Genomic DNA, 14,904 nt, shown 5'->3' with positions numbered 1-14,904 from the left:
CGGGTATCAGGAAATTCTTTACAGCCCTGACCGTGATATCCATGGCAGGTGGAGATCTGGATCAACCCCGCCTGCTCGAAGTGCCGGGCGGCCCTGGAGCTGCTCGACGCCGAGCAGGTCGGCTACACCGTGCGCCACTACCTGGAGGACCCGCCGACCGAGGCCGAGCTGGGCGAGGTCCTCGGCCGCCTGGGGCTGGAGCCGTGGGACATCACCCGGCTCGGCGAAACCGTCGCCGCCGACCTGGGTATGGACTCCTGGCCCCGCACTCACGAGAGCCGGGACCGGTGGATCGCGGCGCTCGCCGCGAACCCGATCCTCATCCAGCGGCCGATCATCACCGTGGACGAGACCACCGCCACGGTCGCCCGCTCCCCCGAGGCCGTCAGGGCCGCGATCAGGTCGGACTAGAACCGGTAGTGGAGCACGGTCGTGCCGTGGCGGGACCACCAGGCGCTCAGCGAGGCCAGCTGCGTGAACAGCCGCAGCGCGGTGGGGAACTGCGCGACCTCGGGCTCGCGGGTCAGCAGGATCTCCCTGACGAGCTTGATGCGCGGGTTCCAGCTCTCTGGCTCGCGCGGGTCGTCGAACCCGGGTGACTTGAGCAGGTCGGCGACCGACTGCGTGCCGCGATAGCGCTTGGCGGCCCAGATGGCGAAGCGGGAGTAGCCGTTGAAGGCGATCTCGCCGTGCGGGAAGTGGTCGATGAGCCGGTTCATCAGGGCGATCATGTCGTCCGGCGTGAGGAAGGCCAGCAGCCCGTCGGCGACGATCACGGCCGGCCGGCCGGTGGGCACGGCGTCCAGCCAGTGCGGGTCGGTCAGGTCCGTGCCGATGCCGTGGGCGCCGGGGCGCTCGGGCAGCACCCGCTGCCGGGCGGTGATCACGTCGGGGAAGTCGACGTCGTACCAGTCGACGCCGGGCGGCGGGTCCAGGCGGAACACCCGGCTGTCCAGCCCGGCGCCCAGGTCCAGGCCGATCGCGCCGGGGTTGCGGGCGATGAAGCCGGCCGCCACCTCGTCGAGCTTCTTGGCGCGCTGCGCGATCAACAGGATGGGGTTGGTGCTCATGTGGAACCTGTCGCAGTCGTAGCCGAGCTTCCTGACGATCTCGTCGGCCATCGTGTCGGCCAGGATGGGGTCCTCGAGGCGACTGTCGAGCGCCTTGCCGCACAGCGTCAGCCAGAGGCTGTTCTCCATCGGCGTGAACTCGGGCAGCGTGATGCCCATGGCGGTTTCCTTTCTACAGCTGGTAGATCCATTCGCGGGTGGCCGGGATCGCCTGCTCGAAGACGGCCGTGACCTCCGCGGCCGCGGCGGCGACACCCTCGGGTGAGGGGCTCGCCGGTTCGAAGGCGGTCTCGACGACGTGGGCCAGGGCGCCGGCCTTGGCCCTCAGCTCCATCTCGGCGGCCGCCGGGTCGAGGTTGTCGAGGAGATGGAAGCCGGCGTGCACGGCGGTGAAGGCGTAGGCCAGGTCCGGCACGTCGTCGCGGAAGAGGCCGTGCCTGGTCAGCACCTCCATGAAGCGGGCGGTGGCCAGCAGGTCCTCGCCGCGCCGGGGGCTGGCGGCCACGATGTCGCGCAGTTCTCTGGCCTCGCCGGTGATGATGGCGCGCAGCACCGGCCGGGCGTGGACGGCCAGGAACGAGGCGGCCATCAGGCGGTGCGGCAGCACGCCGGCCGGGTCCTCGCGCAGCCCGGCCAGCAGCTCCTCGAGATAGCCGATGCCCTCGCGCATGATCAGCGCCTCGAAGAGCTGCTGCTTGGTGCGCCAGTGCAGGTAGACGGTGCCCTTGCCGATCCCGGCGCGCTGGGCGATGTCCTCCACCGTGACCTTGCGGTAGCCCAGGCGCAGCAGCAGCTCGGCCGCCGCGTCGAGAATCCGGTCCGCCCGGCTGTGGTCCATCGCACGCTCCTCCGCTTGACTGGTTGACTGGATTTGAAATCTGGTCAACGAGTCACACGTTACGCCATGGCGGGGTTGGTGGCATCAGCCGGGGGGTGCCGTGCGGGGTATTAGAGGGATCTCTCTATAATCCGGAGGCATGGGTCTTCCAACCGTCTGGGGCGCTCGCCCCGAGGAGATGGCCGTGCCGTACGACTGCGACCGCGTCGTCGGCCGGGCTGTCGAGGGATGGTTCCGCGCCGTCACCGTCCGCGCGGACGCCGCCTCTATGTTCCGCTGGCTGTGCCAGCTCCGGGTCGCGCCGTACAGCTACGACCTGCTCGACAACTACGGCAGGCGCAGCAACCTGTTCATGATGCACCGCCAGCTGCTCACCCTGCGCACCCTGGCGGAACGATGAGCCGCTGGATCCCGAGACTGATCATCATCGCGGCCGTCGCCCACATCGCAGTCGGTCTGGCCTCCTTCGACACGCTGGGCGAGATCGTCAGCGCGGGGGTGGTCAACGCCGCCGACGGCTTCCCTCGACGCGAGGCGCAGCTGTGGTTCATCCTGGCCGGGATAGGGTTCCTGTGCATCGGCACGCTGTCCGCCTCGATGCCGAAGCTTCCCCGCCAGCTGGGCTGGTACCTCATCGGCATGGGCGTCCCGATCACCCTGCTGTGGCTGGTCAGCGGCGGCCCCGTACTGATCGTCCTGGGAGTGCTCGTCCTGGTGACCACGCGAGCGCGCTAGTGCGCGGGCTACTGGAGCGGGTCGCGGTGCTGCGGCTGTAGCAGGGCCCGGCAGGTGGTGACGATCAGGTCGTCCAGCTGCGGAGGTGGCGGGTGGCCTGAGCCGAGATGGCGGCGGACCGCACCGTAGGGGACGTCGACGACCGCGAAGGCCAGTGTCGTCGCGTCGAGGCCGGGATGGCGGGCGAGGTAGCCCTTGAGTGCGGCGGCCGGGACCCGCTCGATCCGCCGCAGCTCCTCGCCCAGCTCGGCCGGCCAGGCGGCGACCAGGTCGGTGCGCCGGTAGAGCAGCAGCACGGCCGCCTCGGCGGGGTGCAGCCGGCACCAGCGCGGGGTGTGCAGCGCGGCCGCCTCGACGTCGTCGGCGTCGAGCGCGGTGACGAAGCCCTGCTGGAAGCGCTCGACCGTGCGCACCCACAGCGTGGCCAGCATCAGGTCACGCGAGCGGAAGCGGTGGTAGAGCGAGCCGACGGGCGCGCCGAGCCGCTCGCCCAGCGCGACGGTGGTGGGCCCGGCGGGACCCTGCTCGACCAGCAGCTCCAGCGCCGCGTCGAGGATCTGATCCGCGGAGAACTTCGCCGGTCTGCCCATCGTGGGGGAATTCTACGGGTCACCGGTGCGGTTCTCCCGCCGCACCGAGCGGCTCACGAACGCGGAGATCCACGAACGGTTCAGGGCGTGGCTCAGGCGCCGGGCTTGAGCAGGCCGCCGTCGTAGGCCGCGGCCACCGCCGCCGCGCGGTCGTTGACCTCGAGCTTGGCGAAGATGTGCAGCAGGTGGGTCTTCACCGTGGCCTCGGTGATGAACAGCTTGCCGGCGATGTCGCGGTTGGTGGCCCCGCGGGCGACGAGGCCGAGCACCTCGAGCTCGCGGCGGCTCAGCGTCCTGGGCTCGGGCGCGCGCAACCGGTGCGTCAGCACCCCGGCCACCGACGGCGACAGCACCGTCTCGCCGCGGGCCGCCGCCTGGACGGCGCGGCGCAGCTCGGCGCGGGGAGTGTCCTTGAGCAGGTAGCCGGTGGCGCCCTGCTCGATGGCGGGCACCACGTCGGCGTCGTCGCCGAAGGTTGTCAGCACCAGCACGTGCACGCCGGGCTGCTGCTCGCGCAGCCGGCGGATGACCTCCGCGCCGCTCATCCCCGGCATCCGCAGGTCAAGCAGCACGACATCGGGAGAGGTACGGCCGGCCACGACTAGCGCCTCCGGCCCGTCCGCCGCCTCGCCCACGACCTCGAAGGCGTCGTCGCCGGAGAAGATGCCGCGCAGTCCGTCGCGCACCACCGGGTGGTCGTCGACGATGATCATCCGGATCGTCATGCCTCACGTCCCAGCGCGGGAACGGTCGCCGAGATCCCGGTGCCCTGCCCGGGCGCCGTCTCGACCTCGAAGCGGCCGGCCAGGCGGGTGACCCGCTGGCGCATCGCCACGAGCCCGAAGCCGCCGGCCGTACCGGATGCGCGGAAGCCGGAACCGTCGTCGCGCACGTCCAGGACCACGACGTCCTCCATGTAGGAAAGGGTGATGCCGACGCGGGTGGCGGCCGCGTGCTTGGCCACGTTGGCCAGCGCCTCCTGCGCGACCCGCAGCAGCGTGGCCTCCACGTCGGCGTGCAGGGGGCGGGCGTCGCCGGTGACCGACACGGTCGCGGGCACCGCACTGGCCCGCGACCACTTCCCGGCGACCTCTTCCAAGGCCGGGGACAGCTGGGCCTGCTCGAGCGGGGCGGGCCGCAGCGCCTGCACCGACCGGCGCGCCTCGGCCAGGCTCTCCCTGGCCAGGTCGCGCACGGTCTCCAGCCGGGGCCCCGCCTTGGCCGGGTCGTCGATGGCCTCGAGCTGGGTGAGGATTCCGGTCAGGCCCTGGGCGATGGTGTCATGGATCTCCCTGGCCAGCCGCTGCCGCTCCTGCAGCACCCCGGCCTCGCGGGCGCCGGTCAGCAGCCGGGCCTGCAGGTCGGCGTTCTCCTCCCCGAGCGCCGCCAGCTTGGCGATCATCCGCTTGCGCGACTCGTTCTGCGACCGGATCACCTGGCCCGCCAGGCCCGCCGCGGAGGCCACCAGCGTCGCCACGAGGAAGGAGAACGGGATCTGGGCCCAGGGCCTGGTGCTGACGAGGACGGCGGCGGTGGCCGCCACCCCGGCGTAGGCCCACCATCCGGGCAGGAGCAGGAAGGACTGGATGAACCCGCCCAGGCAGATCACCATGAACAGCGAGTCGATCCTGATCAGCACCGCCACCAGCCCGAGCAGGACCACGACGTAGGCGATCGCGCCCGCGAGCCGCCCGGTCCGCCCCGCCATGAACCACTGCCACGCCACAGCCGCCAGTGTCAGCGCGAGCACTTCGGGCCGCCACTGCCGTACCAGGGAGAAGACCGCAGGCAGCAGGATGAACAGGTACGGCAGGGCCGGCCAGACCCGCGGATTCACCATCGGAACGCCCGCACGGCGATCGCACCGGCGACGAGGGCTATGGCGGCCATGATCCCCACATTAGACGCGGAGACCGCGTTTCCCACCCATCCATCGCGGAGCGCGTCCACCGCCGGCGCCATCGGCATCAGGTCGCCGATCGCGCGCATCGCCCCGCCCATGGTCTCGCGCGGGATCACCGCGCCCGACAGGAACACCATCGGGAAGAACAGGCTGAGCCCGATCACGGTGGCCGCCCGCCCGCTGGGCACCAACGCGCCGACCAGCAGCCCGATCGCGCCCAGGCTCAGCCCGCCGAGCAGCCACGCCAGCAGCGCGCCCGCCACGTCCGCGGGCCCGCCGAGCCCGTAGAAGGCCAGCCCGATGCCCACCAGCAGCGCGCTGCCGAGCACCGCGAGCAGCATGTGCGCCACCCACTGCGCGCCGAACAGCATCGCGGGCGAGGCCGGCGTGGCCCGCAGCCGCTTGAGCACCCGCCGCTCCCGGTACTGCGCCAGCGTGGCGGGCAGGACGACCAGTGCGGCCAGCCCGACGACGAAGACGATCAGCATCGGCACCGTGGCGTCGACCATCCGCACCCCGCCCGGCAGCGGCCTTTCGCCGCCGCGCAGCTTGACCCAGAGCATGATCACCGGGAAGGCCAGCGCGAAGAACGCCGACATCGGCTCCCGCACGGCCAGCTTGAGCTCGACCGCGATGACGTTGGCTATGCCCTTCATGACTGGTCCTCTCCGGTCAGCGTGACGTACGCGTCGTCCAGCGAATGTGTCCTGGTCCTCGCGATGAGCTCGCGCGGGCTCCCCTCGGCGATCACCCGGCCTGCGTCGACGACCGCGATGCGGTCGCACAGCGCCTCGGCCTCGTCCATGAAGTGCGTGACCAGCACGACGGTCACGCCGCGCTCGCGGATGGCCCTGATCAGCCCCCAGACGGTACGGCGGGCCGACGGGTCGAGCCCGGTGGTCAGCTCGTCGAGGAAGACCACCTCCGGATCGCCGACGAGGGCCAGCGCGATGAACAGGCGCTGCTTCCACCCGCCCGACAGGCTCGCGAACCTGGTGCGCCGCCGGCCGGTCAGCCCCCATTCGTCCATGACCACCCGCCAGTCGGCGGGCCTGGCGTAGAAGGAGGCGTACAGCCGCAGCGCCTCCCCCACCTTGATCGCGTCGGGCAGCGCCGCCTCCTGCAGCTGGACGCCGATGCGGGGCAGCAGCGCGCGCCGGTCGGTCGCGGGGTCCAGCCCGAGCACCCGCAGCGTGCCGCCGTCGCGCCCGCGCAGCCCCGCCGCGCACTCCACCAGCGTCGTCTTGCCCGCGCCGTTGGGACCCGCGATCCCGAAGATCTCGCCGCGCTCCACCCGCAGGCAGAGCCTGTCCACTGCGGTGGTGCCGCGGTAGCTCTTGGTCAGGCCGTCGATCTCGATGACTGTCATGGCTCGAGGATCACCGCGATCCGCGGCCCCCGACATCAACCGAATGACCGATGGGCATCAACCACACCCGTTTGCCAAGTCGGCAACGGAATTTGCTTCGACACGGCCGGCTGCCGCATCCTCTGGCGCATGCATGACGACGTGATGCCCGCCGAGTTCTGGGACACCAAGTACTCCGAGCGGGACCAGTACTGGAGCGGTGAGCCGAACGCCTCCCTCGTGCGCGAGGTGTCTGGCCTGGCGCCCGGGCGGGCCCTGGACCTGGGATGCGGCGAGGGCGGGGATGCGATCTGGCTGGCCGTGCGCGGCTGGCGGGTGACGGCCGTGGACATCTCCCAGGTGGCGCTGGAGCGTGCGGCCCGCCACGCCGCCGAGGCGGGAGTGGCCGGCCTGATCGACTGGCAGCGCCACGACCTCGGCGACAGCTTCCCCGCCGGCGACTTCGACCTGGTCACCGCCGCCTTCCTGCACTCGCCCACGGAACTGCCGCGCGAGCGGATCCTGCGCCGGGCGGCCGAGGCGGTCGCGCCCGGCGGCATCCTGCTCATCGTCGGCCACGGCGCGGTGCCCTGGCAGGAGGAGAACCACGACCACGCGGATCTGGCGCTGCCCACGCCCGGCGAGGTACTGGATGCGCTCGACCTGCCGGACGGGCAGTGGAAGGTGCTGGTGGACGAGGAGTACGAGCAGACCCACACGGCCCATGACGGCCGGCACCTCCACCGCACGAACAACACCCTCAAGCTGGCGCGCACCGCCCCCACACCAGAAGCGTAATCAGGAAATATCGGGACAAGGGGGTACAGACGCGAGACCTGGGGTCACAGAAGCGACTTGAGTGATAATCGCCACATGTGTCACTATGGCGTCTGCCTGGGCGGCGGAAAATTAGTAATTATCCAAGTAAGGGGTAATTCATGCCGCTCAGATCCCCCTGCTCGGCAATTCGCATAACTCCGCGTTCAACGAGGAGTTGATTGCGAAGTGAGCAGTGCTGAGCCCATTATGAGCGACAACGACAGCGATCCCCCGCCCCTCACCCGCGAACAGCAGGCCATCGTGGACCAGCCGCCCGGCGCGCTGCTCCTGCTGGTCGCCGACGCGGGCACCGGCAAGACGCACACGCTGACCCGCCGGGTCGAGCTGCTGGCCGCGAGCCCGCTCGACGGGACGATCCTGGTCCTCACCTTCTCCAGGGCCGTGGTCTACGAGCTGCAGGTACGGCTGGCCGCCCACGGCCGGCGGGTCCAGGCGGTCGCGTTCGACACCTGGGCGCTGGACCTGCTGACCAGGATCGACCCGTCCGCGGACTGGTCGGGCCTTCCCCCGGAGGCGCGCCTCGACGCCGCGCTGCAGCACCTGACCACCGGCCTGGTCGACGAGCTGTACGACGACCTGCTGCACGTGGTCATCGACGAGGCGCAGGACCTGGCCGGCCGTACCAGGGAGATGGTGGAAGCGCTGCTGGAGCGCGTCGACTGCGGGTTCACCATCGCCGGCGATCCCGAGCAGGCGGTCCACGCCGACGGCGCGGGCTTCCTGGGCCGGCTGCGCGAGGCTTTCGGCGGGGACCTGGCCGAGGCCCGGCTCACGCAGAACTTCAGGAACCGCACCTGGGAGGCCGCCTCCGCGCTGTCGCACACGGCCAGGCTGAGCTCGCTCAAGGAGAGCGACCACTACGCCGTCCTGCGGGCAGCGCTGTGCGAGCGGGTGGACGTGGGCCGTCTGGGCCAGGGCTTCGCCGCGGACGCGCTGACCCGCTACAAGGGCACCACCGCCGTGCTGTGCAGGACCAGCGCCCAGGCCATGATCGTCTCGGCCGACCTGCAGCGGATCGGCGTGCCGCACCGGCTGTGCAGGGCGCCGGGCGACCGGGTCGCGCCGCCCTGGGTGGGGCGGCTGGTCGGGATGTGCCAGGGCGCGCTGCTGAGCAGGCCGCGCTTCGAGGAGCTGGTCGCGACGCTTGCCGTACCGCAGGAACTGACGGACGGGCGGCTGTGGGATCTGCTGCAGCGCACGGCCGGCGGCAACCCCGCCGATCTGACGCTGGAGCTGACCAGGCTGCTGGCCGGGATCGCGGCGGGGCGGCTGCCCGACGAGCTCACCGCGCAGGAGCCCGCCCAGATCATGGTGTCGTCGTTCCGCCGGGCCAAGGGCCTGGAGTTCGACCGGATCCTGGTCGCCGACCCCGGCCCCGTGCCGCCCGGCGACCTGGCAGCCGAGGCCCGGCTGCTGTACCTGGCGATGACACGGGCGAGGTACGAGATGTTCCGCCTGGAGGGCCCGGACATGCGCGGCCTCGCCGTGGATCCGGGGACCGGCAGGTGGTGGCGCCCGCGGGCGGGCATGCAGCTGCTCGAGGGCGACCTGCACACGGCGGAACCCGCCGGCGTCCGCGACTTCCTGGCCGATGCGGCGCAGGTGCAGTCCTACCTGGCCACCGCCGTGCAATCGGGGGACGCGGCCGTGCTGGAACGCCTGTACGTGCACGGCAGGGGCCCGCAGGAGAGCCCGCCGTACGTCCTGGTGCACGGGGGATACGCGATCGGAGTCGCGTCCGAGCGGTTCAGGCGGGACCTGTACCGGCTGATCGGCGACGGCCGCGAGCCGGCGGAGTTTCCGCGCACGATCACCGGGATCCAGGTCGACGCGGTGCGCACCGTCGTCGGCTCGGCGGCCGCGGGCGCGCACGCCGGGCTCGGGCCTTACGGGGTGTGGCTGGCGCCGAGGCCGGCCGGGATCGGACAGTTCATCTGGGACAGGAGTGACCATCATGAGCGTTGACTTGGGGCTGTCGGAACTGCCCTTCTGGACGCTGCCGCAGGCGCGCCGGCTCGACGCCTTCCGCCGGCTCCGCCAGCTCGACAAGCCCGTGTACTTCGAGGAGCCGAGGGTCCCCTGGGTGGGCAAGGGGACCGGCTTCCACGCCCTGGTACGGCATGCCGACGTGGTCGAGGCCAGCCGCAACGCCGAGGTCTTCAGCAGCGAGCCGTGCGCCAACAGCGTCATGGACCTGCCCAACTGGCTGGCCGTCTACTTCGGCTCGATGATCAACATGGACAACCCGCGGCACGCGCGGCTGCGCAGGATCGTCTCGCGGGCCTTCACCCCCCGCATCATCGCCAAGATGGAGGAGGACCTGGCCAAGGCCGCCGTGGAGATCGTCGACAATGCGGCCGCCGCCGGCTCCGGCGATTTCGTCGACATGGCGGCGGCCCGGCTGCCCGTCCGCGTCATCTGCGACATGATGGGCATCCCCGGCAAGTGGCATGACTACGTGCTCCAGCGGACGAACGTCATCCTCGGCTACACCGACGCCGAGTACACCGGCCTCGACCCGGCGTTGTCCCGCTGGAAGGTCGCCTCCGCGCTGGTCAAGCTGGTCCGCGCGGGTCACCAGCTCAACCGGCTGGGCGCCGGGCTGGCCGGGGAACGGCGTGCCGAGCCGACCGGCGACCTGACCAGCCTGCTGGTCAACGGCGAGGAGCGGCTGTCGCCACAGGAGCTCGGCTCGTTCTTCATCCTGCTGGTCGTGGCGGGCAGCGAGACCACCCGCAACGCGATCTCGCACGGGTTGAAGCTGTTCACCGACCATCCCGAGCAGCGTGAGCTGCTGCTCGGGGACTTCGACAAGCACATCGCGGGCGCGCTGGAGGAGATCGTCCGCTTCTGCAGCCCGGTCATGCAGTTCCGCCGGACGCTCACCCGCGATCACGAGATGAACGGCGTGCAGTACCGCAAGGGCGAGAAGGTGGTGATGTACTACATCTCCGCCAACCGGGACGAGGCTGTGTTCGACGACCCCGACCGCTTCGACATCACCCGCGACCCCAACCCGCAGATCGGCTACGGCGGCCCCGGGCCGCACTACTGCCTGGGAGCCCACCTGGCCAGGCGGGAGATGACGGTGATGTTCCGCGAGCTGTTCACCCGGATGCCGGGAATCAGGGCCGCGGGCAAGCCCGACTATCTGGTCTCCAACTTCATCAACGGCATCAAGCGCCTGCCGTACAGCGCGAGCTGAAAACACGCCGGGAAATCGATTCCACTTCGCTGCTTTCTCTCCCGCTGATTCGACGGTCACGAATCCGCGGGAGAAATCCCGGGGTTCATGCTTATCGGCGGACGTGTTGCGGGGCGCGGGCGGGAGTGCGTCAGCATGGGGCGCATGATCTACGGGAAGGGCGGCCACCGCCCCAGCCGGTGAAGCCCGGCACGTGGAAGCTACCCTGAGCGAACGGTGAACGGGTGACCCGGCGTGACCGTGACGGGGCCGTGCTCGAACACGGTCCCGTCGAGGGCGCGGATCGTCATGCTGCCCGCCGTACAGACGATCTCGGCGCCGGCGGGATCGCGGGTCAGGTGACCCCAGCCCGACGACAGGAGCAGCGGCCAACGGCCGGGCGAGCGAGTCGTCAGGTGGCCGGTGCGCTCGTCCCAGGAGATGCCGGACATGGCCTCCAGGACCGACCAGCCGGCCATGGCCCGGACATAGTGGTCGCCGCACTCGATCTCGTTGTAGGGGTTGCGGCGGCGGCCGTCGTAGCGGGCCCACAGCCCGTCGAGGATCGCCCACGCCTCGGTGTCCAGGCCTTCCCACAGGCAGTGCGCGGCCACCTGGTACTCGCTGCCCGTCCACACCTCGTCGCAGTACCGGGTGGGCACGGCCGGGCGGCCGCCGCGCGGCCAGGAGCACATCAGCAGCCCGGTGTCGTCCTCGTCGGCGAAGACCCGGTAGGGGTGGTCGAAGTCCCTGAACCCCTTGCGCAGGTTGTGGCCGACGACCGCGCGCAGGGCCGAGACGACGTGCTCGCGCGGCAGCAGGTGGCCGAGGTCCAGCTGGTGCGCCCACCACTGCCCGATGAGCTGGTCGGACAGGCAGCCGCGGCCCCACTGGAAGTCGCGGTCGGTCTCCTGTTGTTCGTAGTACTCGCCGTTGAACAGGGCCTCGTCGTAGGCCGCGCTCCCCCGCTCGAACAGCTCGCGCAGCTCGCGGGCGTACCCGAGGTCGGGCGACATCTCCTCGGCGGCCCGCAGCCCCGCCAGCCAGAGCGTGCCCATGAACGGGTTGACCCCGTACAGGTCGATGTCATGCGTGGATGGCTGGACGCCACGCAACACCCCACTCCCCTCCGGATCCCACTTTTTCCGGATGTGGGTGAGCATGCGGTGGATCGCGGGCCAGTGGCGGTCCGTGCCGCCGTGCCGGACCTCGCGGTAGGTCTTGAGGACGGCGCCCAGCATGCCGTCCAGGGCCGGCTCGACCGGGCCGCCGATGGGGACGTCCCAGAGCTGGCGCAGGTAGGTCGGCGCGATCACCCGGTGCGGCAGGTAGCCCTCGGGCGCCTGCATCACGTCGAACTCGGTGGCCCGCATGGCGCGCTCGAGCGTAGGGAAGAGCCTGGCCACGGCCTGGACGTAGTTCCAGACGTGGGTGCAGTTGAGCGGGCATGACCCGCCGACGTCCCCCGACCACATCGCGGTCGAGGCGCCGAGCACGCCCTCGAAGCCGAAGAAGGCGCCGTCGGCGCTCTGGAAGCAGGACGGGCTGCGCAGGATCGCCGCCTGCGCGGCCAGGTGCTCGACCGCGACCGGCGACAGGCTGCTTCCGGCGATCGTGTCCACCCAGGCCAGGGTGTCCTCGCGCAGCGAGGTCCACTCCTCACGCACCCGGGCGGCGACGTCGAGCGCGTCGGCGAAGCGGGTGGCGTAGGCGTTGCCCAGCCAGAACCTGGTCGGCCCCCACTGCGGGTTCGGCGGGCCGAACTGGTTGAAGTCGGCGTACCGGTTGGGGAAGTGCCAGGCCAGGCAGAGCCGCACCCGCACCGACTCCCCGGGTTCGAGAGCCGCGGGCACGACCAGCCCGCCGTTCCAGGTCTGTCCCGGCGCGCTCGGCCCGGAGGCGGGCGGGTCGGGCAGCCAGGTGTGGACCGCCCGGGACTCCAGGAACCGCAGGAACTCCTGCGGATGCTGCCAGTCCGGCAGCACGGTCGCGCTCACGGAATCCGCCGTCAGCACGGCCTGCCCGGCTCCGGCCGCCACCGGGTCCACCGACGGGTTCTCCATCACCAGCGACGTCCAGCCCCGCTCGCGCCGCACCCGGTTGACGTTCCCGCCGTAGCCGCGCGCCCGCACCCCGTCGATCGCCGTCTTCCCGTCGTGCCCGACAGGGTTCTGTACGGCTGCCGCCAGCCACATGTACACGGGCAGCGAGCCGGTGTTCGTGATCGTGAAGGTGAACAGGGCGGCAGGTAGCGAGCTGCGTTCCACGTCCAGCGGCACCAGCGGGTTGAACGCCTCCAGCGCCACCTCCACCGGCCACCGCTCGTCGTGGAAGTCCACGTTCGCCACCGGATACGTGGCGCGGAAGCTCGTACCGGATACCCCGGGCAGGTCGCGCTGCCACCCGGGCACGTGATCGTCGGTCACCAGCGGCGTGGCGGGACCCGATCCGGCCGGGCCCTGCAGGACCAGCGTGGTGTTCAGTGGCGGCTCCGGCCTGCTGACGCGCAGCGCGAAGAACGTGTAAGGCAGGTCGCCGCGGTGGTTGCCGACGTTCTGCAGCTGCCACTGCCGCAGCGCCCCGTCGGCGCAGATGGCCAGGTTCCCGGTGCCGATGCCACCCAGCGGCATCGCGACGAATCTCATTTCAACCCCGTGATGCGGACGCCGGCGATGATCTGCCGCTGGAAGATCAGGAACAGCACGATGACCGGCAGCGCCGCCAGCGTCGATCCCGCCATCAGCAGCCCCAGCTCGGAGGTGCGGTCGGAGCGGAACGTGGCCAGGTACTGCTGCACCTGGAACAGGTCCGGGTCGGTGATCGTGAGCACCGGCCAGATGTAGGCGTTCCAGAAGGCCAGGAACGAGGTGGCGCCCACCACGACCAGCGCGCCCTTCGACAGCGGGATGAAGATGCGGCTGAAGATCCGCCATGGTCCGGCGCCGTCGAGCTGTGCCGCCTCCTCCAGTGCCCGCGGGACGGCCAGGTAGTACTGCCGCAGGAAGAACACCTGCAGCCCCGAGGCCGCGCCGGGGATCACCAGGACGGCCAGCGTGTCGAGCATGCCCAGCTGGGTGACCACGATGAACGAGGTCAGCATGATCGCGATGGCCGGGATGAACATGGTGGTGATCACGATCACCCACAGCGTCCGCTTGAAGGCGAACTCCAGCCGCGCGAACACGTACGCGCCGAGCGAGTTGACCACCAGGCTGAGTGCCGCGAACAGCACGGCCCCGACGAACGTCACGCCGAGTGAGCGCAGGAACGCCTCGTCGCCCAGCATCCTGGTGTAGTTCTCCCAGCGCCACACCTCGGGGAAGAACTGGAACGGCGTGGCCACGACCTCGGTCTTGGCCTTGAACCCGGCCACCGCCATCCAGGCCAGCGGGAACAGCGCGGCGAAGACGAACAGCGCGGCCAGCGGGTACCTGGCGAACCTCATCAGCCGTCCACCGCCCTTTCCGATCTGACGAGCCTGAAGATGACCGCCGACACCGCGCCGAGCACCACGAACAGCAGCAGCGCGGCGGCGATCGAGTAGCCGACGTAGAGGTCGTTGGTGAAGTGGCGGAAGATGAACAGGTTGGGCAGCGTGGTGGAGTCCAGCGGCCCGCCGTTGGTCATCACCAGCGGCACGACCAGGAACTGCAGCGTCAGCGCGAACCCGGTGACCAGCAGGTACAGGATGATGTTCTTCATCAGGGGCAGCGTGATCCTGGTCGCCTTGGTCCACGCCCCGGCACCGTCGAGCGCGGCGCACTCGTAGTAGACCTCCGGGATGTCCAGCATCCCCGCCAGCATGATCAGCGAGGCCACGCCGGTGCCCAGCCAGATCGCGGGCACGGCCGTCGCCCACAGCGCCGTGCCTGTCTCACCCAGCCAGGCGGTGTCCTCGTGCCCGAACAGGCCGAGGAACCAGTTGAGTATGCCGCCGCGGTAGGTGTAGGCGAGCGCGAACACGATCGCCGCGATCACCTCGGACACCACGGCCGGAATGTAGATCGTCACCTTCAGCACCGCCGCCATCCGCCGGCTGCACGACTTCACCAGACTGGCGAACAGGAAGGCGATGACGAGCTGCGCGGGCACCACCATGGCCGAGAAGGCCAGGCCCCGCAGGACCGACTTGACGAAGTCGGCGTCGGTGAGCACGTTGAGGTAGTTCCGCAGCCCCACGAACACCGGCGCCTCGTAGAAGCTCCAGGTGAACAGGCTGATGTAGACGGCGTGGATGAGCGGCCAGATGACGAAGATCCCCAGCAGGATCAGCAGCGGCGCCAGCATGATCATCGCGACCTTGGTGTCGCGCCTGCCCGTCGAGCGCCGGGTGCGCGGCACGCTGGCCACCGTCGTCTTCTTCGCGAACGTCACGGCCACCGGCATCTCCTCCTTC

Annotated in this window: 16 protein-coding genes; 6 read left to right on the top strand and 10 right to left on the bottom strand. The window is 70.6% G+C overall.

Annotated features, from left to right (window positions below; genetic code table 11):
- Positions 1-48 precede the first annotated feature (48 nt).
- Positions 49-411, top strand: coding sequence for an ArsC/Spx/MgsR family protein (locus tag ACIBHX_RS06170; protein WP_397064712.1), 363 nt, complete (start codon positions 49-51; stop codon positions 409-411).
- Here the strand turns inward: ACIBHX_RS06170 and ACIBHX_RS06165 are convergent.
- On the bottom strand, positions 408-1,229 hold the full coding sequence (locus ACIBHX_RS06165; protein WP_397064710.1) for a class I SAM-dependent methyltransferase: 822 nt from the start codon (positions 1,227-1,229) through the stop codon (positions 408-410). The two genes, ACIBHX_RS06170 and ACIBHX_RS06165, sit on opposite strands and share 4 nt — an antisense overlap.
- Positions 1,230-1,242: 13 nt before the next feature.
- On the bottom strand, positions 1,243-1,908 hold the full coding sequence (locus ACIBHX_RS06160) for a TetR/AcrR family transcriptional regulator (RefSeq protein WP_397064708.1): 666 nt from the start codon (positions 1,906-1,908) through the stop codon (positions 1,243-1,245).
- A gap of 139 nt (positions 1,909-2,047) precedes the next feature.
- Here ACIBHX_RS06160 and ACIBHX_RS06155 point away from each other — a divergent pair, with 139 nt between their 5' ends.
- Both ACIBHX_RS06155 and ACIBHX_RS06150 read left to right on the top strand, forming a co-directional pair.
- On the top strand, positions 2,048-2,308 hold the full coding sequence (locus tag ACIBHX_RS06155) for a hypothetical protein (protein ID WP_397064707.1): 261 nt from the start codon (positions 2,048-2,050) through the stop codon (positions 2,306-2,308).
- The gene (locus ACIBHX_RS06150; RefSeq protein WP_397064705.1) at positions 2,305-2,643 is read left to right on the top strand and encodes a DUF6463 family protein; all 339 of its coding nucleotides are present in this window, start codon (positions 2,305-2,307) and stop codon (positions 2,641-2,643) included. The genes ACIBHX_RS06155 and ACIBHX_RS06150 overlap by 4 nt, the downstream gene beginning before the upstream one ends.
- 8 nt (positions 2,644-2,651) lie before the next feature.
- On the opposite strand, the gene ACIBHX_RS06145 is transcribed toward ACIBHX_RS06150, so the two are convergent.
- The 5 genes from ACIBHX_RS06145 to ACIBHX_RS06125 all read right to left on the bottom strand — a co-directional run bounded on the left by ACIBHX_RS06145 (position 2,652) and on the right by ACIBHX_RS06125 (position 6,505).
- Positions 2,652-3,233: a TetR/AcrR family transcriptional regulator gene (locus ACIBHX_RS06145; protein ID WP_397064703.1), complete on the bottom strand. Its 582-nt coding sequence runs from the start codon at positions 3,231-3,233 to the stop codon at positions 2,652-2,654.
- Positions 3,234-3,325: 92 nt separating this feature from the next.
- Positions 3,326-3,958 carry a response regulator gene (locus ACIBHX_RS06140; RefSeq protein ID WP_397064701.1) on the bottom strand — a complete coding sequence of 211 codons (633 nt, stop codon included), beginning with the start codon at positions 3,956-3,958 and terminating at the stop codon, positions 3,326-3,328.
- On the bottom strand, positions 3,955-5,073 hold the full coding sequence (locus tag ACIBHX_RS06135) for a sensor histidine kinase (RefSeq protein WP_397064699.1): 1,119 nt from the start codon (positions 5,071-5,073) through the stop codon (positions 3,955-3,957). The genes ACIBHX_RS06140 and ACIBHX_RS06135 overlap by 4 nt, the downstream gene beginning before the upstream one ends.
- On the bottom strand, positions 5,067-5,792 hold the full coding sequence (locus tag ACIBHX_RS06130) for an ABC transporter permease (RefSeq protein ID WP_397064697.1): 726 nt from the start codon (positions 5,790-5,792) through the stop codon (positions 5,067-5,069). The genes ACIBHX_RS06135 and ACIBHX_RS06130 overlap by 7 nt, the downstream gene beginning before the upstream one ends.
- On the bottom strand, positions 5,789-6,505 hold the full coding sequence (locus ACIBHX_RS06125; RefSeq protein ID WP_397064695.1) for an ABC transporter ATP-binding protein: 717 nt from the start codon (positions 6,503-6,505) through the stop codon (positions 5,789-5,791). The genes ACIBHX_RS06130 and ACIBHX_RS06125 overlap by 4 nt, the downstream gene beginning before the upstream one ends.
- 129 nt (positions 6,506-6,634) lie before the next feature.
- Here ACIBHX_RS06125 and ACIBHX_RS06120 point away from each other — a divergent pair, with 129 nt between their 5' ends.
- The 3 genes from ACIBHX_RS06120 (at position 6,635) to ACIBHX_RS06110 (ending at position 10,529) form a co-directional block, all read left to right on the top strand.
- Positions 6,635-7,282: an SAM-dependent methyltransferase gene (locus ACIBHX_RS06120; protein ID WP_397064693.1), complete on the top strand. Its 648-nt coding sequence runs from the start codon at positions 6,635-6,637 to the stop codon at positions 7,280-7,282.
- A gap of 228 nt (positions 7,283-7,510) precedes the next feature.
- Positions 7,511-9,289, top strand: a complete 1,779-nt coding sequence (locus tag ACIBHX_RS06115) for a UvrD-helicase domain-containing protein (RefSeq protein WP_397064691.1) — start codon at positions 7,511-7,513, stop codon at positions 9,287-9,289.
- The gene (locus ACIBHX_RS06110) at positions 9,279-10,529 is read left to right on the top strand and encodes a cytochrome P450 (protein WP_397064690.1); all 1,251 of its coding nucleotides are present in this window, start codon (positions 9,279-9,281) and stop codon (positions 10,527-10,529) included. Before ACIBHX_RS06115 ends, ACIBHX_RS06110 begins: the two co-directional genes overlap by 11 nt.
- 200 nt (positions 10,530-10,729) lie before the next feature.
- Here ACIBHX_RS06110 and ACIBHX_RS06105 read toward each other — a convergent pair whose 3' ends face one another.
- Genes ACIBHX_RS06105 through ACIBHX_RS06095 form a run of 3 tightly spaced genes read right to left on the bottom strand, consistent with a single transcriptional unit; the run spans position 10,730 to position 14,888 of the window.
- A complete protein-coding gene (locus ACIBHX_RS06105) occupies positions 10,730-13,153 on the bottom strand; it encodes a GH116 family glycosyl-hydrolase (protein WP_397064689.1) in 2,424 nt (807 codons plus the stop codon).
- Positions 13,150-13,953 (bottom strand): carbohydrate ABC transporter permease, encoded by an 804-nt coding sequence (locus tag ACIBHX_RS06100; RefSeq protein WP_397064687.1) that lies wholly within the window; start codon positions 13,951-13,953, stop codon positions 13,150-13,152. The genes ACIBHX_RS06105 and ACIBHX_RS06100 overlap by 4 nt, the downstream gene beginning before the upstream one ends.
- Positions 13,953-14,888 carry a carbohydrate ABC transporter permease gene (locus ACIBHX_RS06095; RefSeq protein WP_397064684.1) on the bottom strand — a complete coding sequence of 312 codons (936 nt, stop codon included), beginning with the start codon at positions 14,886-14,888 and terminating at the stop codon, positions 13,953-13,955. Before ACIBHX_RS06095 ends, ACIBHX_RS06100 begins: the two co-directional genes overlap by 1 nt.
- Between the last annotated feature and the right edge of the window lie 16 nt (positions 14,889-14,904).

It is taken from the genome of Nonomuraea sp. NPDC050536, assembly GCF_044457685.1.
GTDB lineage: Bacteria > Actinomycetota > Actinomycetes > Streptosporangiales > Streptosporangiaceae > Nonomuraea.
Note: the sequence above shows the minus strand (reverse complement) of the source record. Positions and strands in the feature narration are given on the sequence as shown.